Source organism: Streptomyces sp. NPDC051109, from assembly GCF_044455885.1.
GTDB lineage: Bacteria > Actinomycetota > Actinomycetes > Streptomycetales > Streptomycetaceae > Streptomyces.
On the sequence record NZ_JBITFF010000001.1, the window covers coordinates 240719 to 267390 of the forward strand.

Sequence of the window (26672 nt, forward strand, 5' to 3'; positions counted from 1 at the left end):
ACGCAATCGCCTCAATCGCCCTCAATCGCTTCGTTTCGAATTCTGTTCATCCGCCCCACCCTTCGCGCAAGCCCCTTCCGTCGCGCGTTCGAATCTGACAGCATCGTCCGCTATCCGGTGCCCACGGTCCGGATGGGGGAGGAAAACGGCACATGCTCGGCTTCGTCGTGCGCCGGCTGCGCGGGCGAGTGCCGCTCGCCGTCGCCGTGCTGCTGACCGTACTGATCACCACGACCGTGCTGACCGCACTGTCCGCGTTCACCCGGGGCGTGGGCGAGGCCGGGCTGCGCCAGGCCCTGCAGGGGCCGGACCGGGGCCGGACCACCGTCCTGGTCACCGGCGAGCACACCGCGGCCGACCGCGGCAAGGACGACAAAGCCGTACGGGCCTTCGCCGACGGGCTGTTCGGCCGGCTGCCCGTCGCCGTCGAGAGCGTGGCGCGCAGCCGTTCGTACGGGCTCCCCGGCGCGCGCACCCCAGGCCGGGACGCTGATCTGACCCTGCTCGCCGCCTTCGGCCACCAGAACGTACGTCTGCTCGCCGGCCAGTGGCCCGAGCCGGTCGGCGCCCCCGGCGGCCGGGTGCCGGTGGCCGTCCCCCGGGCGGCACTGACCCGGCTCGGGCTGAGCCCGGAGGCGCTGCCCGCCGAGGTCCGGCTCGACGACCGCTACGGCGGCGCACCGCTGACCGTGCTGGTCACCGGGGTCTACCGGGCGGCCGACCCCGATGCGCCCTACTGGCGGCTCGACCCGCTCGCCGGCCGGGAACTCCAGGTCGGCAGTTTCACCACGTACGGCCCGCTGCTCGTGGACGACACGGCCTTCACCGCGGGCGGGCTGGTGCAGAACAACCGCGGCTCGCTCCTGACCCCGGACCTCGCCGGCGCCGACAGCTCCGACGCCGAGGCGATCCGGGCCCGTACGGCCGCGGCCGCCGAAGCGCTGAAGCGCACCGAGTCCCTCCAGGCCAAGACCGAACTGCCTGAGTTCCTCGGCGAACTGGCCTCGGCGCAGCTGGTCGCCCGGTCGACCCTGCTCATCGGCGCGCTGCAGCTCGCCGTCCTGGCCGGGGCCGCCCTCCTGCTCGTGGCACACCTCCTGACGGAGCGCCAGGAGGGCGAACGCGTGCTGCTCGCCGCCCGCGGCGCGTCCCGCCGCCGCCTCGGCGCGCTCAGCGCGGCAGAGGCGCTGCTGCTCGCCCTGCCCGCCGCCGTCCTCGCACCGCTGCTCACCCCGCCGCTGCTGCGCCTGCTCGGCGGGTTCGGCCCGCTCGCGCGGGTGCCGTTCCACACCGCCGGGAGCTGGCTGCTGTGGCCGGTCGCCGCCGGCTGCGCCCTGGCCTGCGTACTGCTGGCCGCGCTGCCCGCCGTACTGCGCGGCGTCGCGGCCGCGGCCCTGCGCCGCAGCGGCCGCCGCCAGGCCCTGGTGGCCGGGGCCGCCCGCTCGGGCGCCGACCTGGCACTGCTGGCACTCGCCGCGCTCGCCTACCAGCAGCTGTCCCTGCAGAGCGGCGACGGGCTCACGGCCGGCCAGGCGGCCGACGGCGGACCGATCGGCGTGGACCCGGTGCTGGTGGCCGCGCCGACGCTCGCGCTGTGCGCGGGCACGCTGCTGGTGCTGCGGCTGCTGCCGTTCGCCGCGCGGCTGGGCGGGCGGATCGCCGCCCGGGGCCGCGGGCTCGGCCCGGCGCTCGTGGGCTGGCAGCTCGCCCGCCGGCCCGGGCGGGCCACCGGGCCCGTGCTGCTGCTCGTACTCGCCGTCTCCAGCGGGGTCCTGGCCCTCGGCCAGCACACGGCCTGGTCCGCTTCCCAGCGCGACCAGGCCGAGTTCGCCACCGCCGGGGGACTTCGGATCTCCGGCAGCGACCTCGCCCCGATGGGCCAGGCCGGCCGGTACGCCGCGCTGCCCGGCGGAGAACGGGTGCTCCCGGTGATCCGGAAGCCGCAGGAGCTGCCGGGCGGCCGGGCCGCGCAGGTGCTCGCGCTCGACGCCGCCGGGGTGGCCGAACGGGTGCCGCTGCGCGCCGACTTGCGGGACGGGCGCGGGATGCGGGAGCTGTTCGCGCCCCTGTCGGCACCGACCTCCGCCGGTACGGGCGGCATCACCCTGCCCGGGAGGCCGCAGCGCGTCGACCTCGACGTGGAGCTGCGGGTGTCCGGCGGTGACAGCGGCCATCCCGGGATCGGGCTGCTGCTGCGCGACCGGTTCGGGCTGACCTACCGGACTCCGATGGTCCAGCTGCCCGCGACCGGGGCGGCCACCGCCTCGGTGGACCTCGGTGCGCTGACCGGCGCCCCGCTCGGTTCCGCCGCACCTCCGCTGACCCTGGCCGGGATCGCGGTGTCGTACGGCTCGGGCGCGGAGGGCGCGGGCCCGGGTACGGGTGAAGCGGCCGCGGCCGGGACGGAGTTGGCCGTACGACGGCTGGCCGTGGCCGAGAGCGCGGCCGGCCGGGCAGAACCGGTGGCGGCCGGTGCAGGCGCAGGAGCGTGGACGCTTTCCGGACCCGCGCTCACCGACGGCTCCGCCGCCGCGGAGCTGCTGCCGGGCGCACAGGACGGCTCGGAGCTGCTGCGGCTGCGCTACCGGGGCGGCAACGACGCCAAGACCGGGATCCAGCTGGCGCTGGCGCCGCCGGGTGCGCAGACCGCCGCCGAGGTGCCGGGGATCGCCACCCGCGCCTACCTCGCCGGGGTCGGTGCGGCCGTGGGCGACCTGGTCCCCGTACCGCTGGGCGGCGTGTCGGTGCCGGTGCGGATCACGGCCGCGATCGGCTCGCTGCCGGTGGCCGGAGACACCGCGCTCGCCGTCGATCTGGGCTCCGTGGGACGCCTGTTGGCGGCGGGCGGCGCACGTGAACTGCCCGCGCCGACCGAGTGGTGGCTGCCCGCTCAGTCCGCCGCCGACACCGCGCCGGCCCGTGCCGCGGCCGAACTGCGGGCCGGCGCCGGGGTGCAGCAGGTACGACTGCGCGAGGAGGTCGCCGCCGGGCTGCTGGACGACCCGCTGAGCGCCGGCCCGCAGAGCGCGCTGGCCGCCCTCGCCGCTGCCTGCGCGGTGCTGGCGGCGATCGGCTTCGCGGCCTCCGCCGCGGCGGGAGCCCGGGAGCGGGCCCGGGAGTCGGCGATCCTGCTGGCGCTCGGGGCGCCCGGGCGGACCCTGGCCCGGACGGCGGCGGCCGAGAGCTGCCTGCTGGTCGGGCTCGGCTGCGCCGTCGGGGTCGGGCTGGGCGCCGCGATCGTCCATCTCGTGGTGCCGCTGGTGGTGCTGACGCCCGCCGCGCGCCGCCCGGTGCCGCAGGTGATCGTCGACCTGCCGAACGGCACGACGCTGCTGCTGACCCTCGCGATCGCGGCGGTGCCGCTGCTGTCGGCGGTGCTCGGCGGCCGCCGCGACCGGAACGTCTCGAACGCGGCCGCCCGGCTGCGGCACGTGGAGGAGCTGTGACCAGGCCCGCAGACACCCCGGACAGCGCGCAGGACGGCGCACCGGACGGCCCGCCGGGGCGTGCACGCCCGTCCGGTCAGGCCCGAGACCCCGGGAAACGGACCGCGGCCCCCTCCGGAGTCCGGACGGAGGCCCCCTCCGGGGCCCCGTCCGGGGTCCGGCCCGCGCCGTGGGTGCGCACCCGGCTGCGGTCGGCGCCGTCGAGCGCCCTGCTCGCCGCGGCGCTCGCCTTCGTCGCCGTACTGCTCGCGGCCGCCCTGCCGCGCGCCCTGGACCGGGGCGCCGATCAGGCCCTGCGCTCGTTCCTGGCCGACCGCGGCCCCGCCGCGACGAGCCTGCTGGCCACCTCCACCGCCCGTTACGGGAAGCAGTCCCCCGAGAACCTGGACTCCGTACGGGACGCGCTGCTCGCCCGTACCGGCGCCGGCTTCGCCATCGCCCCCTCCGGACCGGTCCACGGCACCCAGGCGGCCAAGTCGCGCAGCCTCGCCAACCCCGAACTGCCCCGCCCCGACGGCGTCCTTCCCCGGCTGGACCTGCTGTACCTGCGGGAGGCCACCGCGCACGCCGAGCTGGTGGAGGGGCGCTGGCCGAGCGGCGGGGTCCCCGACGGGCCCGTACCGGTGGCGCTGTCCCAGCAGGCCGCGCAGACCCTGGGGGTGCGGGTCGGCACCGTGCTGCAGTCCGTCGCGAACAGCTCCGACCCGATGAACGCCGAGGTGGTGGGCCTCTACCGGGCCGGCGACGAGGCCGATGTCTTCTGGACCGGGCTGCCCTGTCTCACCCGTGCCTGCCAGAGCTTCACCCCCAACGTTCCGCCGCAGCGGTACTGGCAGACCGCCGCCCTCGTCGGGCCCGACGGGCTCGACCGGCTCGGGCCGTGGGGCGACGGCGCCGAGGACTTCTGGCGGCTCCCGGTGGACACCGGCCGGCTCCGCGCCGACCTGCTGCCCGGCGTCGCCCGGGAGGTCGCCGCGTACGTGGGCGGGCCGACCGCCTCCGCCCTGCGCGGTACGACGCAGCGGAGCGACCTGCGGATCGTGTCCCGGCTTCCTGAGCTGTTCAAGCAGGCCGAGGCCCGGCAGCAGGCGGTCGCGCCGCTCGCCGCGATCGGCCCGGCGGGGGTCGCCGGGGTGGCGGCCGTGGTGTTCTGCCTGGCCGCCGCCCTGACCGGGGACCGGCGGGAGTCGGAGCTGCGGCTGCTGCTGGCCCGCGGCGGCTCGCCGCGCGGCATCGTCGGCCGGCTGCTCGGCGAGGGCGCCGTGACCGTCCTGCCCGCCGCCGCGGTGGCGACCGCACTCGCGCTGTGGCTGTTGCCGACCCCGCGTTGGACCGCCGCGCTGCTCGCGGCCGCCGCCGTCACCCTGCTCGCGCTGCTGGCCTTTCCGGTACGGGCCGCCGTCCTGCTGTCCGCGCGGCGTCGCGGGCCGGCCCCGCGGCGCCGGCTGGTCGCCGAGCTGCTGCTCGTCGCCGCCACCGCAGCGGCCGTGTTCGAGGTCCGCCGGCGCGGGGTGGCGCCGGCCGGTGAGGGCCCGGATCCGCTGCTGGTCGCCGCCCCGCTGCTGCTCGCGCTGTGCGGCGGGCTGGTCCTGGCCCGGCTCCAGCCCGTCCTGGTGGGGGCCTTGGCCCGGGTGGCCGGCCGGCGTCCCGGCCTCGTCGGCTTCCTCGGGCTGGCCCGCGCCGCCCGGGGCACCGGCGGTCGGCCGCGCCCCTCGGTGCTGCCGCTGATCGCCCTGCTGCTGGCCGTCACCACGGGCGGGTTCGGGGCCACGGTGCTGGACTCGGTGGACGCCGGCCGGCTGCGGGTGGCCCGCCTCGCCGTCGGCGGCGACGTCCAGATCGCGGCGCCGTACGGGAGCGCCCTGCCCCCGGCGACGACGGAGGCCGCCGCCGCCCTGCCCGGAGTGCGGACGTCGGTCCCGGTGTGGACGGACGACCAGGCGTTCGTGTTCGGCACCGTCCAGGGCTCCACCCAGGTCACGGTGGTCGTCGCCGAGCCGGTGGCGTACGCGGAACTGGCGAAGACGGTGGGACGGGGACAGTTCGACCCGGCCCTGCTCGCGGGCAAGGGGGGCGACGGCTCCGCCGGCGCCCCGGTCCCGGCACTGTTCAGCAGCGACCTGGCCAAGCTGGCCGAGGCCGGCACCTACCGGCTGTCACTCGGCGGCGGCGGCGAACTGCAGATCGGCTCCGTGGGCGTGGTCGAGGGGACCCCTGCCAAGCCCGGGGCGGGCGGCGCCGTGGTCGTCCTGCCGGCCGGGCCGACCACCGCCCTGCTGCCCAAAACCGCTCATCCCGATCGGTGGTTGGCGACCGGGGAGGTCGACGGGGACCGGCTGCGCGAGGCCGTCCGGGCAACAGCCCCGGCGGGGACCGCCGGGCAGTTCGCCGTCCGCACCAGCGCCGCCACGGCCGCCGAGCTGGGCAGCGACCCGCTGCAGCGGTCGGCGGTCCGGCTGTTCTGGGCCTCCGTGGCCGGGGCCGCGGGCTTCGCGCTGCTGGCCGTACTGCTCACCCTGGTACGGGCGGCGCCCGAACGCGCCGCGCTGCTGGCGCGGTTGCGCACGATGGGGCTGCGGCCCCGGGACGGCATCCGGCTGATCCTGACGGAGGCGCTGCCGCAGGCCCTGGCCGCCACCCTCGGCGGGGCGCTCGTCGCGGCCGCGGCCGTCGCCCTGCTGGGGCCGGCCATGGACCTGTCCGCCCTGGTCGGCTCGACCGTGCCGACGGGACTCCGGCTGACGGCGCCGCCCGTGCTGACCCAGGCACTGGGGCTGGCCTTCCTGGTCACCGTGGCCGTGCTCGCCGAGGCGGCGATATCCGGACGGCGCCAGATCACCACAGAGTTGAGAGCGGGAGACCAGCGTTGAACAGCGACCAGCCGACCTACGAAGAGCTGCGCCGGCAGGCCGTGGCCGCCGCCGCGCCGCGCACCCGGCGGGCCGACACCGCCATCGCCTGCGACCGCCTGGTCCGCATCTTCAGCGCCGACGGGGTCGAGGTGCAGGCCCTGCAGGGGCTGGAACTGACCGTGGAGCGGGGCGACCTGGTCGCGCTGGTCGGCGCGTCCGGCAGCGGCAAGTCCACCCTGCTGAACATCCTGGCCGGACTGGACGTCCCCACGGCCGGTTCGGCCACCGTCGAGGGCTTCGACCTGCTCGGGATGTCGGCGAAGGACCGGCTGCGCTACCGGCGCGACGCCGTGGGCTTCGTCTGGCAGCAGACCGCCCGCAACCTCCTGCCGTTCCTGACGGCAGCTCAGAACATCGCTCTGCCCATGCAGTTGCGGGGGCGGCGCGGACGCGGCGCGGCGGACCGGCAGACGGAACGGGTCACCCGCCTCCTGGAGGCTCTGGACATCGCCGATCTCGCGCACCGCCGCCCCGCCGAGCTCTCCGGCGGCCAGCAGCAGCGGGTGGCCATCGCCGTGGCCATGGCCAACGACCCGGCGGTCCTGCTGGCGGACGAGCCCACCGGCGAGCTCGACTCCGAGACGGGAGCGGCGATCTTCGAGGCGTTCCGCACCGTCAACCGGGAGCTCGGAGCCACCGTGGTCATCGTGACGCACGACCCGCTCGTCGCGGGCGAGGTCCGCCGTACGGTGGCGATCCGCGACGGCCGCACCAGCAGCGAGGTGCTGCGCCGCACGGTCACGGACGAGCACGGCGCGGAGTCGGTGAGCGAGCGCGAGTACGTGATGCTGGACCGGACCGGTCGCGTGCAGCTCCCGCACAAGTTCCTGGAGGCACTGGGCATGGAACACCGCGTGGCGGTCGACCTGGCCGCGGACCACATCGAGGTCCGCCCCGACACCGCGGAGGACACCGCGGAGGACACGGCGCATGACGCGGCGGGGAGCACGGCCGACGGCGGTGCATGAGCCCCGTTCCGGCGCCCTCGGCCTGGGGATGTGATGCGGCCCGCACGGTGCAGCGGGCGGTGAGCGAACTGGTGGCGTCACTTCCTTGGGGCGGGTGTCGTTAGGCGCTCGGGGTTGACTCTGGGGGCGAAGGGATGACGGAATGCGGCAGTTTCCTCTGGAGATGCACCAGATGGCACCCGGACGGGTCGTCGAGTGGCGGTTGCGGTCCACGACCGGGGCGCCGGCGGGCACCGGCGGCACGGACGGTGCGCCGGACGACACGGCGGGCAGGAGGGCTTCCTTCAACCAGGACAAGCACTTCACCGTCGCCGAGGAGAGCCGCGGCGCCGACGACCCCGTCGCGTCCTGGGTCGCGGTCACCTTCGAGGTCGCGGGCGCGCTCGACGAGCAGTCGCTGACCCGGGCCCTGCTGGCCTTCGTCCGCCGGCACGAGGTGTTGCGGTGCGAATTCCGCCGTCTCGCCGGCGAGTTGGCGTGTGAGCCGATCCCGGTCGGTGAACTCGCCCTCGACGCCGTTCCCGTGGCCGCTTTCGACACCTCCGAGGCCCTGCGCGGCTTCCTCGCCGAGCGGTTCACGCGCAGCATCGACACCCTTTCCTGGCCGCTGTTCACCATGGGCGCCGTCCTGCGCGAGGACTCCGCGACCGTCTACCTGGCCTTCGACCACATCGTCTGCGACGGCCTGTCGATGCCGATCGTCGTCCACGAGGTGCAGAACGCGTACGAGGCGCTGTGCCGCGGCGAGGAGATCGATCTGCCGCCCGCGCCGAGCTACCTCGACTTCGCCGAGGAGCAGCGCCGCCGCTACCTCTCCATCGACGCCGACGACGAGCGCCTCGGCTACTGGAAGTCGTTCATGGCGCGCGGCGGCGGCGAGTTCTTCCCCCGGTTCCCGCTCGAACTCGGCGTGGAGCCGGACCGGATGTACCCGATCGTCAACGAGGCCTCGACGCTGCTGGACGCCGCCGAGGCCGAGGTGTTCGAGAAGGCCTGCCGGGCCGTCGACGGCAAACCGTTCATGGGGGTCCTCGCCGCCGTCGCGGTCTGTCTGCGCGAGGCCGGCGGACCGGGCGTCTACCGGGGCTTCATGCCGCTCAGCGAGCGCGGCCGGGGCGGCTGGGCGAACTCGGTGGGCTGGTTCGTCAACACCCTGCCCATCGAGTTCGACGCCTCGCCCGGCCGGGACTTCGCCCAGGTCATCGCGGGGGTCCGGGCCGGGTTCGGCGCGATGATGGAGCACATCGACGTGCCGTTCGTACGGGCCTGGCAGCTGCTGGCACCCACCGAGTTCGCCGCCCGCTCGTGGCCGTACCCGGTGAACTTCTTCTCGTACATCGACGCCCGCAAGTGTCCCGGAGCCGAGCGGCACGAGGACTGGCGGCCGACGTCACACGTGTGGTCGGCGCGCGCCAACGGCGCCTGCTCCTGGTTCCAGCGGGACACGGACGGCCTGCACATGAACTCGCTCTACGTGGACACCGCCGCCGCGCGCCGGACGATGGAGGACTTCCAGGAGGCGCTGCGCGCGACGGTCCGGGAGATCGCCCGGCACGGCTCGTTCCGCCGCCCGATCGCACTGACCGCCCCGCGGCGCCCCGCCGGCGAGCCGCTCGGAGCGGGGTTCGGAGCTGGGCTCGGAGCGGCGGCTCCGATCGGCGCGGGTTCGCTCCCGAACGACACGGCCCCGTACGCCCCGTACACCCACCGCTCCTGACGACGCCCGCCACCCGTGTTCACACGCGGGCGGCACGCCCCAGCAGCAGGGCCCGCTCCCGTGCGTTGTGCGTGAGCGAGGCGGCGCGTTCGAACTCCGCCCGGGCCTCCTCCCCGCGGCCCAGCCGCTCCAGCAGGTCGCCCCGCACGCTCGGCAGCAGGTGGTAGGAGCGCAGGGCCGGCTCCCCGGCCAGGGCGTCGACCAGCGGGAGCGCGGCTTCCGGGCCCTCGGCCATCGAGACGGCGACCGCCCGGTTGAGTTCCACGACCGGCGACGGGACCAGTTCGACGAGCCGTCCGTAGAGGGTGGCGATCGTCGCCCAGTCCGTGTCCTCGTAGCGCACGGCCTCCGCGTGGCAGCCGGCGATCGCGGCCTGCACGGAGTACGGGCCGCTCCCCGCGTGCTGCATGGCCAGGGCGCCCCGGTGGATCAGCAGCCGGTTCCACTTGGACCGGTTCTGGTCGGCGAGCAGCACCGGCTCGCCGTCGGGGCCGGTACGGGCGGAGATCCGGGAGGCCTGGAACTCCAGCAGCGCCGCCAGCCCGTGCACCTCGGGCTCCTTGGGCATCAGGGCGGCCAGTACCCGGGCCAGCCGCAGGGCGTCCTCGCACAGGGCGGGGCGGACGAGGTCCTCGCCGGCGGTCGCCGAGTAACCCTCGTTGAAGATCAGGTAGATGACCTCCAGGACCGAGGCGAGCCGCTCCTCGCGGTCGGCTCCGTACGGGACTTCGAAGGGAACCCCCGCCTTGGCCAGGGCCCGTTTCGCCCGGACGATGCGCTGGGCGACGGTGGGCTCCGGGGCGAGGAAGGCGCGGGCGATCTCCTGGGTGGTCAGCCCGCCCATCAGCCGCAGGGTGAGCGCGATACGGGCCTCGGTGGCCAGGACGGGATGGCAGGCGGTGAAGATCAGCCGCAGCAGGTCGTCGTCGATGTCGTCCGGTGCCGCCGGCTCGGCGGGCGGCGGTACGTCCTCCAGGGTCCGGCCGACCTCGGCGAGCTTGCGGGCGTAGGTCTCCTTGCGGCGCACGAGGTCGATCGCGCGGTGTTTGGCGGTGGCCGTGAGCCAGGCCCCCGGCCTGTCCGGGACACCCGACTCCGGCCACTGTTCCAGGGCGGCGACCAGCGCGTCCTGGGCGATCTCCTCGGCGATGCCGACGTCGCGCACGATGCGCGCGACACCGGCGATGATCCGCGCCGACTCGATCCGGAACACCGTTTCGACCGCCTGGGTCGCACTCACTGCCGTCACGGCCACCCATCAGAGCAGCCGTGACGGGGCAGGGCAAACGCGGCGCGGCGCTCGGTGCCGCCGTCGCGCGGTCGTGGCGCGGTCGTGGCGCGGTCGTGGCGCTCGGCGAAGCCGTGGCGCGGTCAGCTCCCGTCGATCTGGCGCAGCTCGGCGCCGACCGTCCACTCCTCGGGGTGGATCTCCAGGAACCGCTTGGTCCACTCCAGCGCCTCGGCCTTGTCCTTGGCCTGGAGGATGGCGTAGCCGCCGACGACCTCCTTGGTCTCGGTGAAGGGCCCGTCGGTGTAGCTCAGCTTGCCGCCGGACCAGGTCACCCGGGTCCCCTCGGCGGTGGGGAGCAGCCCGGCGGTGTCGAGCATGACCCCGGCCTTGGTGATCTCCTCCATCAGCGCGCCCATGCGCTCCCCGAACTCCGGCGGGAACTCGGTGTTGGCGGGAAGGGCCTGCTCGTCGATGCGGATCATGGAAAGGAAGCGCGGCATGGTGACTCCTCGGTCGGTCGGGCGGGGGCTTCCCCCGCCTCTCACTGCTTCGTCGAACGGGAGACGCCCGGATCGACAGCTCCCCGAAGATTTCTTCAAAAAGAATCTTCCGGGCCGAAAAGCCCTACCCGCGAGTAGGATCGCGGCCCCCGGCCCATCCGAGAGGACTTTCCGATGCCGCGCACTCCTTCCTCCCCCCTTCTCCTCGCCGGCCTGCTGGCGACCGCGGGCGTCGCGCACGCGCTCGCACCGAGGCAGTTCGACGCGATCGTCCCCAGCGCCCTGCCCGGCACCGCCCGGCAGTGGACGTACGCGAGCGGCGCGGCCGAGCTGGCGCTCGCCGCCGGGGTCGCCCATCCGCGGACCCGCCGGGTGGCGGCGCTGGCCGCGGCGGCGTTCTTCGTCGGGGTGTTCCCCGCGAACGTGAAGATGGCCGTCGACGCGGGCGGCCGCTCCGCCGCCCTGCGGGCCGCGACGGTCGCCCGGCTGCCGCTGCAGATCCCGCTGGTCCTGTGGGCCCGGAACGTGAGCCGGGGCGCCGGCGCCGGCGTCGGCGGCTGACCTTCCGCCGCCGCCCGGACGAGCCGCCACCCGGATCGGCGCCGCCCGGATCAGCGGCTGTCCCCCGACCAGTCCCAGTGGTCCGGACCGGTCGCACGGCGGCGGTAGTGGGAGCGGCCGCCGGCGCCGTAGCGCCCTATCTCGGTGGGGAGCCGGGCCTCTTCGGCGAGCCGGCGCGGGCTCCAGCCCGTGATGTCCAGGAGGAGCCCGTCCAGCGGGCCGCCCACGAGTTCGCCGTAGACGTGGCCGGGGCGCGGGCCGGGGTCGGGGTCGTCGTGGTCGGCGCCGTAGACCCGGCGCCTGAGCATCCTGTCGTCCATGCGCCCAGCTTCACAGCCACCACTGACAACGGGCCCCGGGGCGCCGGAGGTCCTCAGGCGACGAAGAGCAGCCCCGCGCCCGGCGTGCCGTCGGGGCGCAGGCCGTCGTAGACGGGCATCCGCGCCCGAGCGCCGTCGCGCCCGCGTGGTGAACTGCACGGCGCCGAGCACTGGGGCGGCTTGCGCAGGTCGGCAGGGGTGAGGCGCAGGGGGAATCTTGGGCCGGACGGAGCCGGCGGCGATGATGGGGGCCCGCCCGTTCATCTCTCGGCACACGAACCAGGAGCACCGCCCATGGCACGTCGGGTACACCAGCCGCTGGAGAACCAGGAGTTCGACTTCATCCTCGGCATGACCGAGGGGCCGGTTCTCGCCTACTTCATCGGGACCTGGCCCAAGGCCCTGGAGGCCTGCCGCGCGATGGACGCGCTCGTGTCCGAGGCGGCCGAGGAGTACGGCACGCGCCTGACGGCCGTCCGCACCGACATGGCCCGCTGCCCGGAGCCGACCAGGCGTTTCGCCGTGACCGGGGCGCCCACCGTCGTCCTCGTCAAGGGCGGCGAGGCCGTGGCGAGCCACGCCGGGGCGATGAGCCGTTCCGAACTCCGGGCCTTCCTGGACGCCCATCTCTGAGCGTCCCGGCGCCCACTCGGTCCGGCGGGCCAAAGTGGGCTATCTGGCCGAAAGTGGCATAGGTCAGATAGGTGCCTAGGGCATGTAATGGATTCCGGCGAGACGGACCCACGGAACCATGCTTACGAGGTGCTGCATGTCAGAGACCGTTGCCTTCCCCCAGGACCGAACCTGCCCCTATCACCCGCCGACCGCGTACGACCCGCTCCGCGAGGGCCGGCCGCTCTCCCGGGTCACCCTCTTCGACGGCCGCTCGGTCTGGGTGGTCACCGGCCACGCCGAGGCGCGCGCCCTGCTCTCCGACGGACGGCTCTCCGCCGACCGGCAGAACGAGGCCTTCCCCACTCCCACCAAGCGGTTCAAGGGGCTCCAGAACCGCCGCACGGCGCTGCTCGGCCTCGACGACCCCGAGCACAACGTCCAGCGCCGCATGCTGATCCCCAGCTTCACCCTGAAGCGGACCGCGGCCCTGCGGCCCGCCATCCAGGAGACGGTGGACCGGCTGATCGACGAGATGGTCGCCCGGGGCCCCTCGGCGGAGCTCGTGAGCGACTTCGCCCTGCCCGTCCCCTCGATGGTGATCTGCGCCCTGCTCGGAGTCCCGTACGAGGACCACGAGTTCTTCGAGGGGGCCTCGCGAAGGCTCCTGCGCGGACCCGAGCTCGCCGACGTGGAGGCCGCGCGGGACCAGATCAACGGCTACCTGGCCGACCTGATCGAGCGCAAGCGGAGGGAGCCGGGCGACGGGCTGCTGGACGAACTCGTCGCCACCCGCCTGGAGACCGGTGAGACCGACGTCGAGGAGCTGGTCTCGCTCGCCGCGATCCTGCTGGTCGCCGGCCACGAGACGACCGCGAACATGATCTCGCTCGGTACGTTCACGCTGCTGCGGCATCCGGAGCAGCTGGCCGAGCTGCGCGCCGACCCGTCGCTGATCTCGGTGGCCGTGGAGGAGCTGATGCGCTTCCTGTCCATCGCGGACGGGATGCTGCGGGTGGCGACCGAGGACATCGAGATCGGCGGGGTGACGATCCGCCCCGACGACGGGGTGGTCTTCTCCACCTCCGTCATCAACAGGGACGCGGCGGTGTTCGAACGGCCGGACGCGCTGGACTGGCACCGGTCCGCCCGGCACCACGTCGCGTTCGGCTTCGGCATCCACCAGTGCCTCGGGCAGAACCTGGCCCGCGCCGAGATGGAGATCGCCCTCGGGACGCTGTTCGCGCGGCTGCCGGGGCTCCGGCTGGCGGCAGAGCCGGACCGGATCCCGTTCCGGCCCGGCGACACCATTCAGGGCATGATCGAACTTCCCGTGGCATGGTGAGGGGCATGTCGCCACAGCGCATCGACATCAACACGGACATCTGCATCGGCGCCGGACAGTGCGCCCTGACCGCGCCGGACGTGTTCACCCAGGACGACGACGGCTTCAGCCAGGTGCTCCCGGGCCGGGAGGACGGCAACGGCAGCCCGCTGCTGCGCGAGGCCGCCCGCGCCTGCCCGGTGGCCGCCATCAGCATCAAGGAGGAGTGACCGGGCGACTGCGGCCGGCTTCCCCGGCGCACGGCCCGTACGGTTCAGACCAGGGCGACGGCCCGGCGCTCCAGCTCCAGCGAGCGGTCCACCAGTTCGGCGCACTCGTCGAACAGGGCCCGCCGCGCGGCGGCGTCGGAGTCCGGCTCGGCCGTACGGGCCAAGGCCGCCAGCCGCGACCAGTGCCCGGCGGAATCCCGCAGGAGCGAGGCCGCCTCCGGCCGCCCGGCGAGGTCGAGGAAGTCGGCGTACAGCGGCCGGGTGGCACCGGGGGCGGTCCACTCCTCCTCCAGGCAGGCGTACAGCCGCCCGGTGCCCACCCGGAAGGCCTCCGGGTCGGCGAACCGGCGCTCCCAGCCCGTCCGGGTGCTGGTGTCGCGCAGCTGCGCGGCGAACTTCGCCATGCCGGAGAAGCCGAAGTTGACGTCGAACTGGTTGCCCAGGACCGGCCCGGTGAGCCGGGCGGCGGTGGTGGCGACGGCCTCGTCGAGGTCCGGCCCTGCGGTGGCCGGCCCGGTGGGCACCACCATCTGGTGGTGGCCCTTGCCGTGCCCCGTCCAGGCGGCGCCGAACTCCTCCCGGCCGATCCGGTACGGGACCTCGGCCCCGTCCTCGACGTAGAGGGTCTCGCCCCCGGCGCCCTCGTACCCCGCCACGACCACCGTGTACGGATCCGCGCCCGCCCTCTCCGCGACACCCTGGTGCCAGGGCAGCCGGGACCGGTCGACGGTGCAGAACACGGGCCGCCCGTCGTCCAGGGCCGCGCACACCCTGCCCCAGCGGGGTTTGGTACTGCGCGTGGCCTCGTACGGGACGTTCAGCCGGCCCAGAGCCGTCTGCACCCAGGGCTGGGGGTGCGCCTGGGCGACGATCGTCGGCATCGGCAGGTGGCCGGCGTACTCGAAGACGAAATACATGAAGCCGATCCCGCCCGCGAGGCCGGCGACCAGCACCTCGTCGTGCACGCTCCCGAGGGCGTGGCGGATGAGCGAGCTCTCGCGGTGGCGGCCGGTGCCGAAGTCCGAATAGACGAGCGGGGTCATGCGGCCAGCGTAGCCGCGCGCGATCGAGTGAACGGACGGCCGGCGTCCGGGCCTCCGGACGACCGGGCGACCGGGCTACCAGCCGCTCGATTTCCTGTACAGTTGTCCAGGAAGTCGAGTCGCGCACCCACTGACGCTGCTCCACCAGCCCGCGAAACGGAGGTGGCCGTGCACACGGTCGCTCAGGCCCTCATAGGTGTCGTCGCCGCCCTGCACCTGTACTTCCTGGTCCTGGAGATGTTCCTGTGGCAGCGGCCGCCCGGCCGGGCCCTGTCGGGCTTCGACGAGGACCTCGCCCGCCGCACCGCGCCGCTCGCCGCCAACCAGGGCCTCTACAACGGCTTCCTGGCCGCCGGCCTGGCCTGGTCGCTGGCCATCGACTCGCTGGCCACGCAGATCTTCTTCCTCGCCTGCGTGATCATCGCCGGGCTGTACGGTGGCGCGACCGCCAACCGCCGCATCCTCGTCGCCCAGGCGCTGCCCGGCGCCCTGGCCCTGGGCGCGGCGCTGCTGGCCGCGTGAGCCCGGAGGGCCCCTTCGGATGCGGGGCCCCCTCGAATCCGGAGAGACCGTGAGCCCCGAAGACCCGCGCACCGCCCGCACCAAGGCCCGGCTGCGCGAGAGCCTCCTCGCCGAGTGCGCGGACCGGCCGCTCGGGGAGGTCAGCGTCTCGGCGGTGGTCCGCCGGGCCGGGGTCGGCCGCGCCACGTTCTACCTGCACTACGAGGACCTCCCGGCACTGGCCGTCGACGCCTGCGCCGATGTCGTGCACGCGGCGGTCGACGCCCTGCACGCCTGGCAGACGGAGCCCGGGGCGCGGGCCCCGGCCCGCCCCCCGGCCGCACTGGCCGGGTTCCTCGCCGACGCCGCCGCGCACGCGGCCCTGTACCGCACCCTGCTCCTGCCGGGCGGCGGCGGCCCGCTCGGTGAGCGGCTCCACCGGGAGCTGCGCGCCCGGGCCCGCGCCGAGCGCGCGGCGGCCGGCGCCCCGCACGCCGACCTGGTCGCCTCGGCGGTGTCCGCCACGTTCACCGGGATCCTCGCCGACTGGCTGCACGACAGCGTCCCGGGCTCCCCCGCGGAGCTGGCGGACCACCTCTGGCCGCTGCTGCTGGCCCTGCACCGCGCGGGCTCCCGTCCGGCGGCGTGACGGCCCCCGCGGCACCCCGGGGCCGGCCCGCACCGGCCGCGGGCAGCCGTGAGCCCCGCCGGGCCGACCGGCGGGGCTCATGTAACGGGCCGGGCTCGTGAAGCGGGGTCACTGCGGCGCCGCCGAAAGCGGATTCACCCGAGGGGGACCACGTTCTCCGCCTGCGGGCCCTTGGGGCCCTGGGAGACGTCGAACTCGACCTTCGCGCCTTCCTGCAGCTCCTTGAAGCCGGTGGTCTGGATGGCGGAGAAGTGGACGAACACGTCGGGGCCGCCGTCGTCCTGCTGGATGAAGCCGAACCCCTTCTCCGAGTTGAACCACTTCACGGTGCCTGTTGCCATCGGTACTGATCCTTCTCGACGTTCCGCGCGGGCCGCACGTGGGGTGCAGCCGTTCCGATCCTGCCCACCCGTCCCTCACGCCACACCCGGAGCGCGGCCAACCGGGGGCTGCTCGGACTACTGACCGGCCAGCTCTGCGGGTCGGGGCCGCGGGGCCGACGCAGCGGCTCGGCGCGGTCCGCCGGCCCGGCAGCCCAGGCAGTGCGCGTGCCCGGTGCGCGCGGCGGTGTCCCTGGTCCGCCAGTCCCATTCGGCGCGGGGCCGGGGGCCGCTGGGCTTCCCCCAGCCCGCGAGGTGCAGGACCCAGGTGACGACTCCGGCCACCACGACGAGGCCGAGGCCGAGCCAGATCCCGGGGACCCAGGCCGCGCACAGGGCGGCCCCGGCTCCGGTGGAGCCCAGCAGGGCCAGGGCGGTGCCGGTCCAGCCGGCGACCGTGTGGCCCATGTCGACGTCTCCGTGCGCACTCATGATTCTCCCCAGACGGACGGGCGGCAGTAGGCTCGAAAGGCGAGATGCCTTAGTGAACAAGATAAGCATCTCACGAGCTAAGTTACTTAGACACTAAGGAGTATCCGCGTGCAGGGCAAGTCCCGCCCCGCGGCCACGGCCCAGGAGGCGCTGTCGCGCATGGACCGGTACGTCGCGCTGGGCCTCATCGGCCAGCAGGAAGTCGCGCAGCTGCTCGGGCTGAACGTCACCGACCTGACCTGCCTGGGCCACATCCTGGGAGCCGGGGAGGACCCGCTCGGCGCCGGCGACCTCGCGGAGCTGACGAACCTGACCACCGGCGCCGTGACCGGGGTGCTCAACCGCCTGGAGCGGGCCGGATACGCCCGCCGGCAGCCGGATCCCGCAGACCGGCGCCGGGTGCGCGTCGTGGCCGACCCGGAGGCCACCGCCCGCGTCTTCGCCGTGTACGAGCCCTTCTACGCCCGGCTCGGCGCGGTGTTCGCCGAGTACTCCCCCGACGAGATCGCCGTCATCGCCGACTGGTTCGCGCGGGCGACGGTCGAGATGACCGCCCACCTCGCCGAGGTGCGGAGCGGCCGGCTCGATCCCGCGGCGCCGTAGCGCCCCCGTGGGGCCGCGGACCCGATGGTAAAATTCGACTTTTCACGTCTCACGGAAGGTTCTGCATGAAGAACCCGTCGGTTCACGGGCGCTTCGGCATCAAGGCCGGAGCCAAGGCAGGTCCCAAGGGCGGTGCGAAGTCGGGCGGCAAGACCCCCCGTACCGCCCCCCTGAAAGGCGAGTTCGCGATGCCGAAGACGGTCGAGCCGGCGCTGCCGCCGGTGGAGGCCTTCTCCGAGCTCGACCTGCCCCGTGAGCTGGTGACGACGATGGCCGAGCTGGGAGTGACGCAGCCGTTCCCCATCCAGGCGGCCACGCTCCCCAACTCCCTGGCCGGCCGGGACATCCTCGGCCGCGGCCGGACCGGCTCCGGCAAGACCCTGGCCTTCGGCCTGGCGATGCTGGCGCGCACGGCGGGCCGCAAGGCCGATCCGAAGCGCCCGCTGGCCCTGGTCCTCGTACCGACGCGCGAGCTGGCGCAGCAGGTGACCGAGGCGCTGACTCCGTACGCCCAGGCCCTGGAGCTGCGGATGGCCACGGTGGTCGGCGGGCTGTCGATCGGCAGGCAGGTGAGCGCGCTGCGCACCGGCGCCGAGGTGGTCGTGGCCACCCCCGGACGCCTCAGCGACCTGGTCGGGCGGCGCGACGTCCACCTGGAGCGGGTGAAGATCACCGTTCTCGACGAGGCCGACCAGATGTGCGACATGGGCTTCATGCCGCAGGTCACCGAGATCCTGGACCAGGTGCACCACGCCGGGCAGAGGATGCTGTTCTCGGCCACCCTGGACCGCAATGTGGACCAGCTCGTCCGCAGCTACCTGAAGGACCCCGTCTCCCACTCCGTGGACCCGTCGGCGGCCTCGGTGAGCACGATGGACCACCACGTGCTGCACATCCACTCCGCCGACAAGTACTCGGCCGCCACCGAGATCGCGGCGCGCGAGGGCCGGGTGCTGATGTTCCTCGACACCAAGCACGGCGTGGACCAGTTCGTGAAGCACCTGCGGGCCATGGGCGTACGGGCGGAGGGGCTGCACAGCGGCAAGTCCCAGCCGCAGCGCACGCGCACGCTCGCGCAGTTCAAGACCGGGGCCGTCACGGTCCTCGTCGCGACGAACGTCGCCGCGCGCGGCATCCACATCGACGACCTCGACCTCGTCGTGAACGTGGACCCGCCGGCCGACCACAAGGACTACCTGCACCGGGGCGGCCGCACCGCCCGCGCGGGCGAGTCCGGCAAGGTCGTCACCCTGGTCACCCCGAACCAGCGCCGGGACATGGTCCGGCTGATGGCCGAGGCCAAGATCCGGCCGACCACCACCCAGGTCCGCTCCGGCGAGGCCTCACTGAGCCGGATCACCGGGGCCAAGGCCCCGTCCGGGGTGCCGCTGGCGGGCGCCGAGCCGACCGACGCCAAGGGCCGGCCCTCGGGCTCGGACCTCGGCTTCCGCGGGATCGGCACGCGTCCGGGCCGGCCGGGCGCGGGCAAGGAGTCCCGCAAGACCTCGGAGGCCCGCAAGCTCGCCGAGGCGCGCCGCGCGGCCCGGGTCCGCAAGGGCGGCTGACGCATTCCGGACGTGCCGGTGCCGGCCCCCGGCAGGGGACCGGCACCGTGCGTCAGCGGCGGCGCCGCCGCCAGGACACGATCGCGCGGGTGACCACCGGCGGGAGCAGGTCCTTGGCCAGCCTGCGCCAGGCGGTGCCCGCCCGCGGGCGGGGTCCAGGCAGGTGCGCCGCCTGCCGCACGGCCTCCGCGACCGGCTCGGGCGCCGGACGCAGCGGCTGCGGCGGCGCCGGCGGGACGGCCCCCTCGTCGCCGATGCGGACCAGCGACTGGCCGGCCACGAGGTCCACCCCGTGCCACAGGTCCTTGCGGCCTTCCAGCCAGGTGAGCAGCTCCGCCTGGTACGGCGCCGCGTCGTCCCAGGTCGCGTACAGCTTCGACGCCGAGACGCAGATGAGGTGCAGCTCGCCGGTGGCCACCGCGCCCCAGACCGCGGCCGCCACACCCGGGCAGTGCTCGGAGCGGTAGTCGTCGAAGACGACGACGGCGCCGGGGGCCGCCACGACGCGCGAGGACGCGATGTCCTGGACGACGTGCTCGTAGAGGTGCGAGGCGTCGATGTGGATGAACCGGCAGCTCGCCGGGCGCACCCGGTCGGCGACGACGAAGGTCGGGGCCTGGATGATCGTGGGGAGCGCCTCGCGGAAGGCCAGGTAGTTCGTCTCGAAGCCGAGGCGGGTCAGCGTGGGGTACGAGTCCTGCATCTCGGCGAGATTGGAGTCGTCCGGCGCGGGCGAGTCGAAGAGGTCGCAGACGGTGAACTCCTCCCCCTCCCTCAGGTACCCCCCGAGGAAGATCGCGCTCTTCCCCATGAACGCGCCGAGTTCGAGAAGATCTCCCGGCTTCTCCTCCGCGCCGCTGCGGCGGGTCAGGAACCAGTCGAAGAGCACCTGGTCATAGCCCGAGAACCAACCGTTGACCTGGTCGTACGCGGTCGGTGCGGGCGGGGCCGGCTCACCGTCGGGGGTGGTGACGGGAGCTTGGGAAACGTGCGACACGGAGAGCAGCCTCCAGTGGAACGGCATCGGAATCAACGCTGATACCCGGCCAGGTAGGCAGACCTTAAACCCCCGAACGGCCGTGTGACGAGACTCCTGTACGGAGCGCACAAAACCGCTCCCGCCGTTTTCCCACCTTGCTCCGTTTTCCCACCTTGCTCCCGATTGACCTTTTCTTCCCTTGGTGCTCCCCGTGCGGCTCGGCGCCGGGCTCAGCCCGTGGCGTTCCGGCGGCGCAGCTTCGCGGCGGCGGCGCTGCGCACGCGGTGGGTGCGGGCCGTGGCGGCGAGCACGTCGAGGGCCTCGTACGAGCCCAGCGACTGTGCGGCGGTGCGCTGGCACCAGTCGGAGGCCGCGGTGAGCTCGGCCGCGGACCACGGCTCGCCATCGGTGATCGCCTTGAGCAGGGTCCACTCGCGGAGCCGGCGGGCCGGGAAGGCGCGGGCGCCGATCACGCTGCCCATGGCGCGGGCCCAGCCCGGGAAGCGCGGGTCGGTCAGCAGCTGGGCGGCGCGGCGGTCGAGGTGGGTGACCACCGCGCTCTCGGCCATCACCGGATCGCGATCGCGCAGCACGGCGGCCACCGCGTCGGCCTCGCCCGCCCCGACGGCCGCGGCGGCCAGGGCGTCGAGGTGGCGCCCGTAACGCCAGTGCCCGGGCACGACGGCCGTGGCTTCGACCCCTATGTGGTTCTCGCTTCTCCCCATGCACATATTCCACACGACCCCGCTGAACACCCGGTGCCCAGGGGTGCCTCGGACGGGGCGCCTCGGACCGGGTGCCTCGGACCGGGAGCCTCAGGACGGCGGCGTCAGCAGCAGGGCCTCCGAGCCGACCGGGCGGAACCCGGCGGCCTGGAAGGCCCGGATGCTGCGGGCGTTGCCCGCGGCCTGCTGGGACCAGACCGGACCGCCGTCGGGAACGAGGTGGCGGGCGGCGCGGGCCAAGTCCCGGCCCAGGCCCCGGTGGCGGGCGCCGTCGTCCACCTCGATCGCCGTCTCCCAGCGGCCCGCGACGCCGCGGCCGAGTACGAGCACTCCCCCGTCGGCCGCCCAGACCCGTACGTCGTCGCGGCGGCGCAGGGCCCGGCGCACCCGCGGGTGGTCGGGGTCGTGGACCTCCCGCAGCTCCAGCGGCGGGTCGCCGGGCAGTGGGCCGGCGACGGTGAGCAGGTCGACGGTGTCGGTGGTGCGGCGGGTGCGGTCCAGCAGGGCGGCGAGGAACCGCGGGTGCATGGTGGCCGCCAAGGCGTCGCAGTCGAGGGCGGCGAGGGTGGAGCGCACCCACTGAGGGTCCTCGTCGGTGAACACGACGGAGTGTGCGGTGAAGGCGATGACGCCCGCGTCACGGGGACTCGGCTGGGGCACCACGGTCGTCCCGCCGTCGGCCGGCGGGAACTCCCCGGCGGCGGCCGCGTCCAGGATCTCCGCAAGCGTGTCGGCGACGCGGTGTTGTCCGAGTTTCATGGCTGCTCTCCCGGTTCCGTGGTCGCCGATCATGATCGCAGCCCCCGCCGTACGTCCGTTCGGCGGGGGCTGCGCGCGCTACCGGGGGCCGCGGTCCGGCTCAGGCGCGATCAGCGGCCGAGGCCGTCCTCGGTGAGCTCGGTGAGGGGGATGCGGGGCGGGCGCGGGAGGGAGAGACCGGTGCGGGCCTCGTGGACCGCGGCGAGTTCGGCGTGCCCGGCCGGGCCCCAGTCGGTGAGTTCGCGAACCTGCTCGGGAGTGGCCAGCAGGCGCGCGTACGCCGGGTCCTCGGCCGGGGGCGGGGAGGGGAGGCGGGCCACCAGACGGGGGTGGGCCGCCCCGTCGGCGTGGCGGTGGCCGAGCGGGGTGGAGCCCTCCGTCGGGGGTGGGAGGTGGGCGCCGCCCGTGGCGCGGGAGATCAGGAGCAGGACCCGCCCGTCGGGGGCGAACAGCCAGGCCTCGGGCTCCCGTACGGGCACCCCCGCCGGTACCGGGCCGGTGTGCCAGGTGCCGTGGAGCGGGGTCCGGCGGGTCCGCAGGACGCCGAGCCGGTCCAGGGCCGTCGGCAGGGTGGGGCGGCCGTCCTCCAGCAGGGCGGGACCGCCGCCGTTGATGCGGGCACGCAGCGCCGACAGGGCGCGGCGGGCGTCGCCCGGGTCCATCAGGGCGGCCAGGTCGGCCGGTTCGGCGAAGTCGATGCCGGTGATCTCCTGGGCCGGGAGGCGGATCCCGTCGATCCGGTCCGGGGTCCAGGTGCCGCCGTCGTAGACGTGCAGGATCTCCCCGGGGAAGCCCATCTCGGGCGGGATGCCGGGGGTGTCGGCCGGGATCCAGTCCACCGCGAGCCCTCGCGGGTAGCGGCCGTCGACGCCGAGTTCCTCCCGCACCTCCCGGGCCGCGGCGGCGGACGGGGACTCGCCCGCGTCCACGGCGCCGCCGGGCAGCAGCCGGTCCGGTCGGTAGTCGACGCTCTGGACGAGGACCCGGCCGTCGGTGTCGGTGACCAGGACGACCGCGCCGGTCCAGAGCGCAGCCCGGGAAGCCCCGTACTCCTGCGGGGTCATCCACGTGCCCGGCCTGCCGCCCTGGTTTTCGATCAAGGCCTCGTCGGTCAGCTGCGGCATCGGCACTCCGTTCACCGTGGATGGACCCCCGGCCTGTGCAACAGGGCGTACGGCCCGGGAGTTACGCCGGTTGCACCACTCCGGCGGCCGACCACCTCTTTACCGCCCCTATACCTCCTTATTACCTGGTTACGTCCTCGTTGGTACGTTCGCCTCGCGGACTGGCGTGAAAGCCGCCGGTCCGACCACGTCACCGGCCCCGAGGAGAGGCAGCGGTAGGCGACGCGCTTCCCCTACGGACACGGGCGCGGCTGCGGCCGACAGGGCCGCGCCCGTCGAGCGGGCGGCGCAGCTGTTCAACGGATCGCCAGTGCCGCCGGGCGAGAGGTTCCACGCGAGCTTCGACATCGCCGTCGACCACGTGTTCGTGCAGGGCGGCCGGGAGGTCGAGCGGGAGACGATGAAGACCCGCAATGCGCCGCGAGACGGCATCACGTGCGGATGCGGGGACGCGTGACAGCGGCAGCGGCAGCGGCGGCGGCGGCGGCAACAGCAGGCTTGCCGCCCGACGCCGTCCGCGGGGTGGCCGTCCTCGGGATGTTCGCCGTACATGTCGGCCCCGACCCGCGGCCCGAGGCCGCCGCGTACCTGATTCTCGCGGCCGACGGGCGGGCGCCGGCGCTGTTCACCCTCCTTGCCGGGTTCTCGCTCGCCCTCGCCCAGCGCGGCCGCACCCCCGCGCAGCAGCCGGCCGGCCGGGCGCGGCGCCACCGCCCGCTGCTGATCCGCTGCGCGGTCCTGGCCGGGCTGGGCCTGCTGCTGGCCGGACTGTGGCCCGGGATCCTCGTCATCCTGGCCTTCTTCGCCGTCTACTTCCTCGCCGCCGAGCCCTTCACCCGGCTGACCACCCCGGTGCTGACCGCCGTCGCCGGGTTCTCCGTGGTCGCGGGTCCACTGATCTCGTTCCTGCTCGGCCCGGTGTTCGGGTACGAGGCCTCCGGGCGCGGCGCGGTCCCCGAACCCACCTCCCCGACCGGCTGGGACGGGCCGGGCCGGACGCTGTGCGAACTGCTGCTCACGGGCGCCTATCCGCTGGCCACCTACTTCCCGTACGTCCTGGTCGGGCTGGCCCTCGGCCGGCTGTGCGATCTGCGCGGACGCCGGGTCGCCCGGCGGATGGCGCTGTGGGGCGCGGCCGCCGCCGCCGCGGGCTACGGCGCCGCGTGGGTGGCCGCCCATGTCCTCGGCGGCCGGGAGCGGCTGCTCGACGTGGTCGCGGCCCGCCATCCGGAGGCCCTGGGTGCGGCCGATCCCGTACGGGAGGTGCTGCGGGGGCAGTTCGGCGCCGTGCCGAGCACCTCCTGGGACTGGCTGCTGGTGGCGGACCCGTACAGCCGGACGCCGCCGGAGACGATCGGCAACGCGGGGGTGGGCTGCGCGCTCATCGGGCTCTTCGCGCCCGCCGCGCGCGGTCGGGCCGGAGCGCGGCTGCTGCGGCCGCCGGCCGCGCTCGGGGCGATGGCGCTCAGCGCGTACGTCCTGCATGCGCCGGTGTTGGCCGGGCCGGCCCACGGGGCCGCGTCCTGGGGCGAGCGCTGGCGGCCTTCGCGGGCGTGGCGCTGGCGGCGGCCCGGGCCTGGCAGCACTTCTGGGCGGACAGTCCGCTGCGCCGGGGGCCGCTGGAGCACCTGCTCCGACTGGCCGCGCAGGGCCGCGTTCGAGGCCGACCGGCGTGCCGTCACTCGTGTGTGTGACGGTGCGTAGGTTCCGGCGGCCGTCGTACGGCAGGGTGGGCGGATGCAGTTGCGCCAGACGGCCCAGCCCCTTGCCCTGATCCTCGCCGCGGTGGCGCTGACCACCGGATGCGTGACCATACGGCCGGACCGGCCCGCGGAGGCGGCGCGTACGACTCCGGTCTCCGACCGGACCGCGGGCGGGCGGGCAGCGGCGGTCGAGGCCCTGCCGTTGGGGCGGCTGCCTGCGTCGGAAACCCCGTCGGCGCCTGCGCCGGAGTCTCCCGCGCCGGCCGCGGCGCCGGCAGAGGAGAGCCGGCGGGCACATCCCCGGGCCCGCGAACCCGCGCCGGTCCGGCCGGCGCGGCCCGTGCGCCCCGCCCCGGCGCCGGCGCCCCGCAAGCACCGGCCCGTACAGCCGAAACCCCGGCCCGCGCCGCAGCCGCCGCGCACGTACGACATGGCACCCCTGTGCGAGGCGGCCAAGGGCACCGTCTCCCCGGCCATCGTCGCCCTGTGCCACTAGCCAGAGGGTGTCCGCGAAATCGTGCCGGGCGCCCTCAGGGCGGCCGACGCCGCTGTGACGGCACTCCTTGGGGCCGCATCTTCCGGATCAGTCCGGATCATCCGTGTGGACTCGGCCCGGCTGCCCGGTGTCGGGGGACCGGTTCGCTTGGATGGGCGGCGCGGGTCCGACCTGAGGCCCGTACCGTCACCACCCCAGGGAGTCGCCATGGCGAAGATCGCCCTGTTCGGCGCGACCGGCACCATCGGAGCCCGCGTGCTGCACGAAGCGCTCGACCGCGGCCACCAGGTCACCGCGGTCGTCCGCGACCCCGCGAAGCTCGCGGATTCCGGAGCCGAGGTGGTGGCTGGCGACGTCCTCGACCCGCATTCGGTCGCCGAGGTGGCCGACGGCCGCGACGTGGTCGTCAGCGCCGTAGGACCCGGCTCCGGGGACCCGGGCATCCTCGTGGCCGCCGCCAAGTCCCTGATCGGCGGCGTCTGCACCCTCGGCCCGGACGTCCCCCGCCCCCGGGTGATCGTCGTGGGCGGGGCGGGCTCGCTGCGCACCCCCGGCGGCCCGCTGGTCTGGGAGGCGGCGGGCGTCCCGGAGCCGGTCCGCGCCCTCATGCACGCCCACGGGGAGGCCCTGGACTTCCTGAACACCGTGCCCGTCGAGGAAGTGAGCTGGAGCTGTCTGAGCCCGGCCGCGCAGATCGCGCCGGGCACGCGGACGGGCACGTACCGGCTGGCCCTCGACGACCTGGTCGTGGACGAGGACGGCGACAGCCACATCTCGGTCGAGGACTACGCCGTGGCCCTCGTCGACGAGATCGAGCGCGACGCGCACGCGGGCAAGCGGTTCACCATCGGCTACTGACCGGGCGGTGCGTCCGGCCCGTCCTCCCCCGCGTCGTCCCCCGCGTACATCGCCGTGAGTTCGGCACCGAGCCGGGCCAGCCGCCGCCGTACCCCGGGCGGCTCCAGGACCTCGATCCCCGCACCCAGCCCCGCCAGGTGGCCGGCCAGTGCCTCGGCGGCCGGGCCGTCGACCCACACCTCGGTCCAGCCGTCGGGCAGCGGGCCGCCGACGCGCACCCGGCCGCCGAGGAGCCGCTGCAGCAGGGCCAGCCTGTCGGGGCGGACGCGAGCCCGCGCGGTCACCGCGTTCATGCCGTCCTGGAAGGCCCCGGACAGGGCCCGCCAGGCCGTGGCGAGGTCGAAGTCGGGCGGCCGGACCACGGGTTCGCCGGTCGGCTCGACGGAGGTGACCCGGCTGAGCCGGAAGGTGCGCAGGCCCTTGTCCGTACCGGCGACCAGGTAGTCGAGCCCCGCCTTGGTGACGAGCCCGAGGGGGTCGACCGTACGCTCGCCGGCCGGTTTGCCCACGCCCGCGTACCCGAGGCGGACTCGGATCCCGTCGACGACGGCGCCCTGGAGCGCGGAGCGGTGGGCGGCATCGGCCGTGACGGCGTTGCGGGACCAGTCCGTGGCGTCGACGACTCCGGCGCGGGTGGCGGCTTCGGCCTCGGCGCGCAGGGTGGGCGGCAGGGCCCGGACCAGCTTGCGCAGGGTGGTGCGCAGTTCGGGGGTGGCCGTCAGGGGCCCGGTGACGAGGAAGAGCGCCCGGATCTCGTCGGTGGTCAGGCCGGTGAGGTTGGTACGGGCCCCGCCGACGAGGGACCAGCCGCCGCCGCGGCCGCGCTGCGAGTAGACGGGGATGCCGGACGCGGCCAAGGCCTCCAGATCGCGGCGCGCGGTGCGCTCGGACACCTCCAGTTCGGCGGCCACTTCGGGGACGGTGACGCGGCCGCGCTCTTGGAGGAACAGCAGCGTCGCCACCAAGCGGTCGGCTCTCATGTGCCTCTTTCCTCGCGGGTCGGTGTCTTTCCCGTCTTTTCGGTTCCGTTTCAT

The 26672-nt window shown here is 74.9% G+C and carries 27 protein-coding genes; 16 read left to right on the forward strand and 11 right to left on the reverse strand.

What is annotated here, in order from left to right:
• Positions 1-152 precede the first annotated feature (152 nt).
• From ACIBAD_RS01020 to ACIBAD_RS01035, 4 genes are all read left to right on the forward strand, one after another.
• Positions 153-3446: an FtsX-like permease family protein gene (locus tag ACIBAD_RS01020; RefSeq protein WP_398903493.1), complete on the forward strand. Its 3294-nt coding sequence runs from the start codon at positions 153-155 to the stop codon at positions 3444-3446.
• Positions 3443-6316 carry an FtsX-like permease family protein gene (locus ACIBAD_RS01025; protein WP_398903495.1) on the forward strand — a complete coding sequence of 958 codons (2874 nt, stop codon included), beginning with the start codon at positions 3443-3445 and terminating at the stop codon, positions 6314-6316. The genes ACIBAD_RS01020 and ACIBAD_RS01025 overlap by 4 nt, the downstream gene beginning before the upstream one ends.
• The gene (locus ACIBAD_RS01030; RefSeq protein ID WP_134068062.1) at positions 6313-7326 is read left to right on the forward strand and encodes an ABC transporter ATP-binding protein; all 1014 of its coding nucleotides are present in this window, start codon (positions 6313-6315) and stop codon (positions 7324-7326) included. The genes ACIBAD_RS01025 and ACIBAD_RS01030 overlap by 4 nt, the downstream gene beginning before the upstream one ends.
• A gap of 142 nt (positions 7327-7468) precedes the next feature.
• Positions 7469-9043 carry a condensation domain-containing protein gene (locus ACIBAD_RS01035; RefSeq protein WP_134068063.1) on the forward strand — a complete coding sequence of 525 codons (1575 nt, stop codon included), beginning with the start codon at positions 7469-7471 and terminating at the stop codon, positions 9041-9043.
• A 19-nt stretch (positions 9044-9062) separates the two neighbouring features.
• Here the strand turns inward: ACIBAD_RS01035 and ACIBAD_RS01040 are convergent, their stop codons facing one another.
• Together ACIBAD_RS01040 and ACIBAD_RS01045 are read right to left on the reverse strand one after the other, a co-directional pair.
• Positions 9063-10283 carry an RNA polymerase sigma factor gene (locus tag ACIBAD_RS01040; protein WP_398903960.1) on the reverse strand — a complete coding sequence of 407 codons (1221 nt, stop codon included), beginning with the start codon at positions 10281-10283 and terminating at the stop codon, positions 9063-9065.
• A gap of 131 nt (positions 10284-10414) precedes the next feature.
• Positions 10415-10774 carry a YciI family protein gene (locus tag ACIBAD_RS01045; protein WP_134068065.1) on the reverse strand — a complete coding sequence of 120 codons (360 nt, stop codon included), beginning with the start codon at positions 10772-10774 and terminating at the stop codon, positions 10415-10417.
• Positions 10775-10948: 174 nt separating this feature from the next.
• Between ACIBAD_RS01045 and ACIBAD_RS01050 the strand changes: the two genes are divergently transcribed.
• Positions 10949-11335: a hypothetical protein gene (locus ACIBAD_RS01050; protein WP_134068066.1), complete on the forward strand. Its 387-nt coding sequence runs from the start codon at positions 10949-10951 to the stop codon at positions 11333-11335.
• 50 nt (positions 11336-11385) lie between these two features.
• On the opposite strand, the gene ACIBAD_RS01055 is transcribed toward ACIBAD_RS01050, so the two are convergent.
• Positions 11386-11655 carry a hypothetical protein gene (locus ACIBAD_RS01055; protein WP_134068067.1) on the reverse strand — a complete coding sequence of 90 codons (270 nt, stop codon included), beginning with the start codon at positions 11653-11655 and terminating at the stop codon, positions 11386-11388.
• 294 nt (positions 11656-11949) lie between these two features.
• Here ACIBAD_RS01055 and ACIBAD_RS01060 point away from each other — a divergent pair, with 294 nt between their 5' ends.
• The 3 genes from ACIBAD_RS01060 to ACIBAD_RS01070 all read left to right on the forward strand — a co-directional run bounded on the left by ACIBAD_RS01060 (position 11950) and on the right by ACIBAD_RS01070 (position 13821).
• On the forward strand, positions 11950-12288 hold the full coding sequence (locus ACIBAD_RS01060) for a thioredoxin domain-containing protein (RefSeq protein ID WP_134068068.1): 339 nt from the start codon (positions 11950-11952) through the stop codon (positions 12286-12288).
• A gap of 136 nt (positions 12289-12424) precedes the next feature.
• Positions 12425-13612: a cytochrome P450 gene (locus tag ACIBAD_RS01065; RefSeq protein WP_398903499.1), complete on the forward strand. Its 1188-nt coding sequence runs from the start codon at positions 12425-12427 to the stop codon at positions 13610-13612.
• A gap of 5 nt (positions 13613-13617) precedes the next feature.
• Positions 13618-13821 carry a ferredoxin gene (locus ACIBAD_RS01070; protein WP_134068070.1) on the forward strand — a complete coding sequence of 68 codons (204 nt, stop codon included), beginning with the start codon at positions 13618-13620 and terminating at the stop codon, positions 13819-13821.
• 44 nt (positions 13822-13865) lie between these two features.
• On the opposite strand, the gene ACIBAD_RS01075 is transcribed toward ACIBAD_RS01070, so the two are convergent.
• Positions 13866-14864 (reverse strand): BtrH N-terminal domain-containing protein, encoded by a 999-nt coding sequence (locus ACIBAD_RS01075; RefSeq protein WP_134068071.1) that lies wholly within the window; start codon positions 14862-14864, stop codon positions 13866-13868.
• A gap of 168 nt (positions 14865-15032) precedes the next feature.
• Here ACIBAD_RS01075 and ACIBAD_RS01080 point away from each other — a divergent pair, with 168 nt between their 5' ends.
• Together ACIBAD_RS01080 and ACIBAD_RS01085 are read left to right on the forward strand one after the other, a co-directional pair.
• Complete coding sequence (locus ACIBAD_RS01080; RefSeq protein ID WP_134068072.1) at positions 15033-15386, forward strand: DUF1304 domain-containing protein; 354 nt, start codon at positions 15033-15035, stop codon at positions 15384-15386.
• 19 nt (positions 15387-15405) lie between these two features.
• Positions 15406-16014, forward strand: coding sequence for a TetR/AcrR family transcriptional regulator (locus tag ACIBAD_RS01085; RefSeq protein WP_398903503.1), 609 nt, complete (start codon positions 15406-15408; stop codon positions 16012-16014).
• A gap of 134 nt (positions 16015-16148) precedes the next feature.
• Here the strand turns inward: ACIBAD_RS01085 and ACIBAD_RS01090 are convergent, their stop codons facing one another.
• Complete coding sequence (locus ACIBAD_RS01090) at positions 16149-16355, reverse strand: cold-shock protein (RefSeq protein WP_134068074.1); 207 nt, start codon at positions 16353-16355, stop codon at positions 16149-16151.
• 117 nt (positions 16356-16472) lie between these two features.
• The gene (locus ACIBAD_RS01095; protein ID WP_134068075.1) at positions 16473-16826 is read right to left on the reverse strand and encodes an HGxxPAAW family protein; all 354 of its coding nucleotides are present in this window, start codon (positions 16824-16826) and stop codon (positions 16473-16475) included.
• Between the two features lie 108 nt (positions 16827-16934).
• Between ACIBAD_RS01095 and ACIBAD_RS01100 the strand changes: the two genes are divergently transcribed.
• Positions 16935-17429, forward strand: coding sequence for a MarR family transcriptional regulator (locus ACIBAD_RS01100; RefSeq protein WP_134068076.1), 495 nt, complete (start codon positions 16935-16937; stop codon positions 17427-17429).
• 65 nt (positions 17430-17494) lie between these two features.
• Positions 17495-18994 carry a DEAD/DEAH box helicase gene (locus ACIBAD_RS01105; protein WP_398903506.1) on the forward strand — a complete coding sequence of 500 codons (1500 nt, stop codon included), beginning with the start codon at positions 17495-17497 and terminating at the stop codon, positions 18992-18994.
• Positions 18995-19046: 52 nt separating this feature from the next.
• On the opposite strand, the gene ACIBAD_RS01110 is transcribed toward ACIBAD_RS01105, so the two are convergent.
• The 4 genes from ACIBAD_RS01110 to ACIBAD_RS01125 all read right to left on the reverse strand — a co-directional run bounded on the left by ACIBAD_RS01110 (position 19047) and on the right by ACIBAD_RS01125 (position 22581).
• The gene (locus tag ACIBAD_RS01110) at positions 19047-19991 is read right to left on the reverse strand and encodes a class I SAM-dependent methyltransferase (protein ID WP_398903508.1); all 945 of its coding nucleotides are present in this window, start codon (positions 19989-19991) and stop codon (positions 19047-19049) included.
• A gap of 212 nt (positions 19992-20203) precedes the next feature.
• A complete protein-coding gene (locus ACIBAD_RS01115) occupies positions 20204-20698 on the reverse strand; it encodes a hypothetical protein (RefSeq protein ID WP_134068079.1) in 495 nt (164 codons plus the stop codon).
• Between the two features lie 90 nt (positions 20699-20788).
• Positions 20789-21457 carry a GNAT family N-acetyltransferase gene (locus tag ACIBAD_RS01120; RefSeq protein ID WP_134068080.1) on the reverse strand — a complete coding sequence of 223 codons (669 nt, stop codon included), beginning with the start codon at positions 21455-21457 and terminating at the stop codon, positions 20789-20791.
• Between the two features lie 110 nt (positions 21458-21567).
• Positions 21568-22581: an NUDIX hydrolase gene (locus tag ACIBAD_RS01125; RefSeq protein WP_134068081.1), complete on the reverse strand. Its 1014-nt coding sequence runs from the start codon at positions 22579-22581 to the stop codon at positions 21568-21570.
• Positions 22582-22891: 310 nt separating this feature from the next.
• Here ACIBAD_RS01125 and ACIBAD_RS01130 point away from each other — a divergent pair, with 310 nt between their 5' ends.
• The 4 genes from ACIBAD_RS01130 to ACIBAD_RS01145 all read left to right on the forward strand — a co-directional run bounded on the left by ACIBAD_RS01130 (position 22892) and on the right by ACIBAD_RS01145 (position 25638).
• The gene (locus tag ACIBAD_RS01130; protein WP_398903511.1) at positions 22892-23038 is read left to right on the forward strand and encodes a hypothetical protein; all 147 of its coding nucleotides are present in this window, start codon (positions 22892-22894) and stop codon (positions 23036-23038) included.
• Entirely contained in the window at positions 23035-24285 is a 1251-nt protein-coding gene (locus ACIBAD_RS01135) for a hypothetical protein (RefSeq protein ID WP_398903513.1), read from the forward strand. Before ACIBAD_RS01130 ends, ACIBAD_RS01135 begins: the two co-directional genes overlap by 4 nt.
• A 33-nt stretch (positions 24286-24318) precedes the next feature.
• The gene (locus ACIBAD_RS01140; RefSeq protein ID WP_398903515.1) at positions 24319-24780 is read left to right on the forward strand and encodes a hypothetical protein; all 462 of its coding nucleotides are present in this window, start codon (positions 24319-24321) and stop codon (positions 24778-24780) included.
• Positions 24781-24987: 207 nt separating this feature from the next.
• Complete coding sequence (locus tag ACIBAD_RS01145; RefSeq protein ID WP_398903518.1) at positions 24988-25638, forward strand: NAD(P)-dependent oxidoreductase; 651 nt, start codon at positions 24988-24990, stop codon at positions 25636-25638.
• Here ACIBAD_RS01145 and ACIBAD_RS01150 read toward each other — a convergent pair.
• Positions 25632-26618 carry a WYL domain-containing protein gene (locus ACIBAD_RS01150; RefSeq protein WP_134068085.1) on the reverse strand — a complete coding sequence of 329 codons (987 nt, stop codon included), beginning with the start codon at positions 26616-26618 and terminating at the stop codon, positions 25632-25634. The two genes, ACIBAD_RS01145 and ACIBAD_RS01150, sit on opposite strands and share 7 nt — an antisense overlap.
• Positions 26619-26672 lie beyond the last annotated feature (54 nt).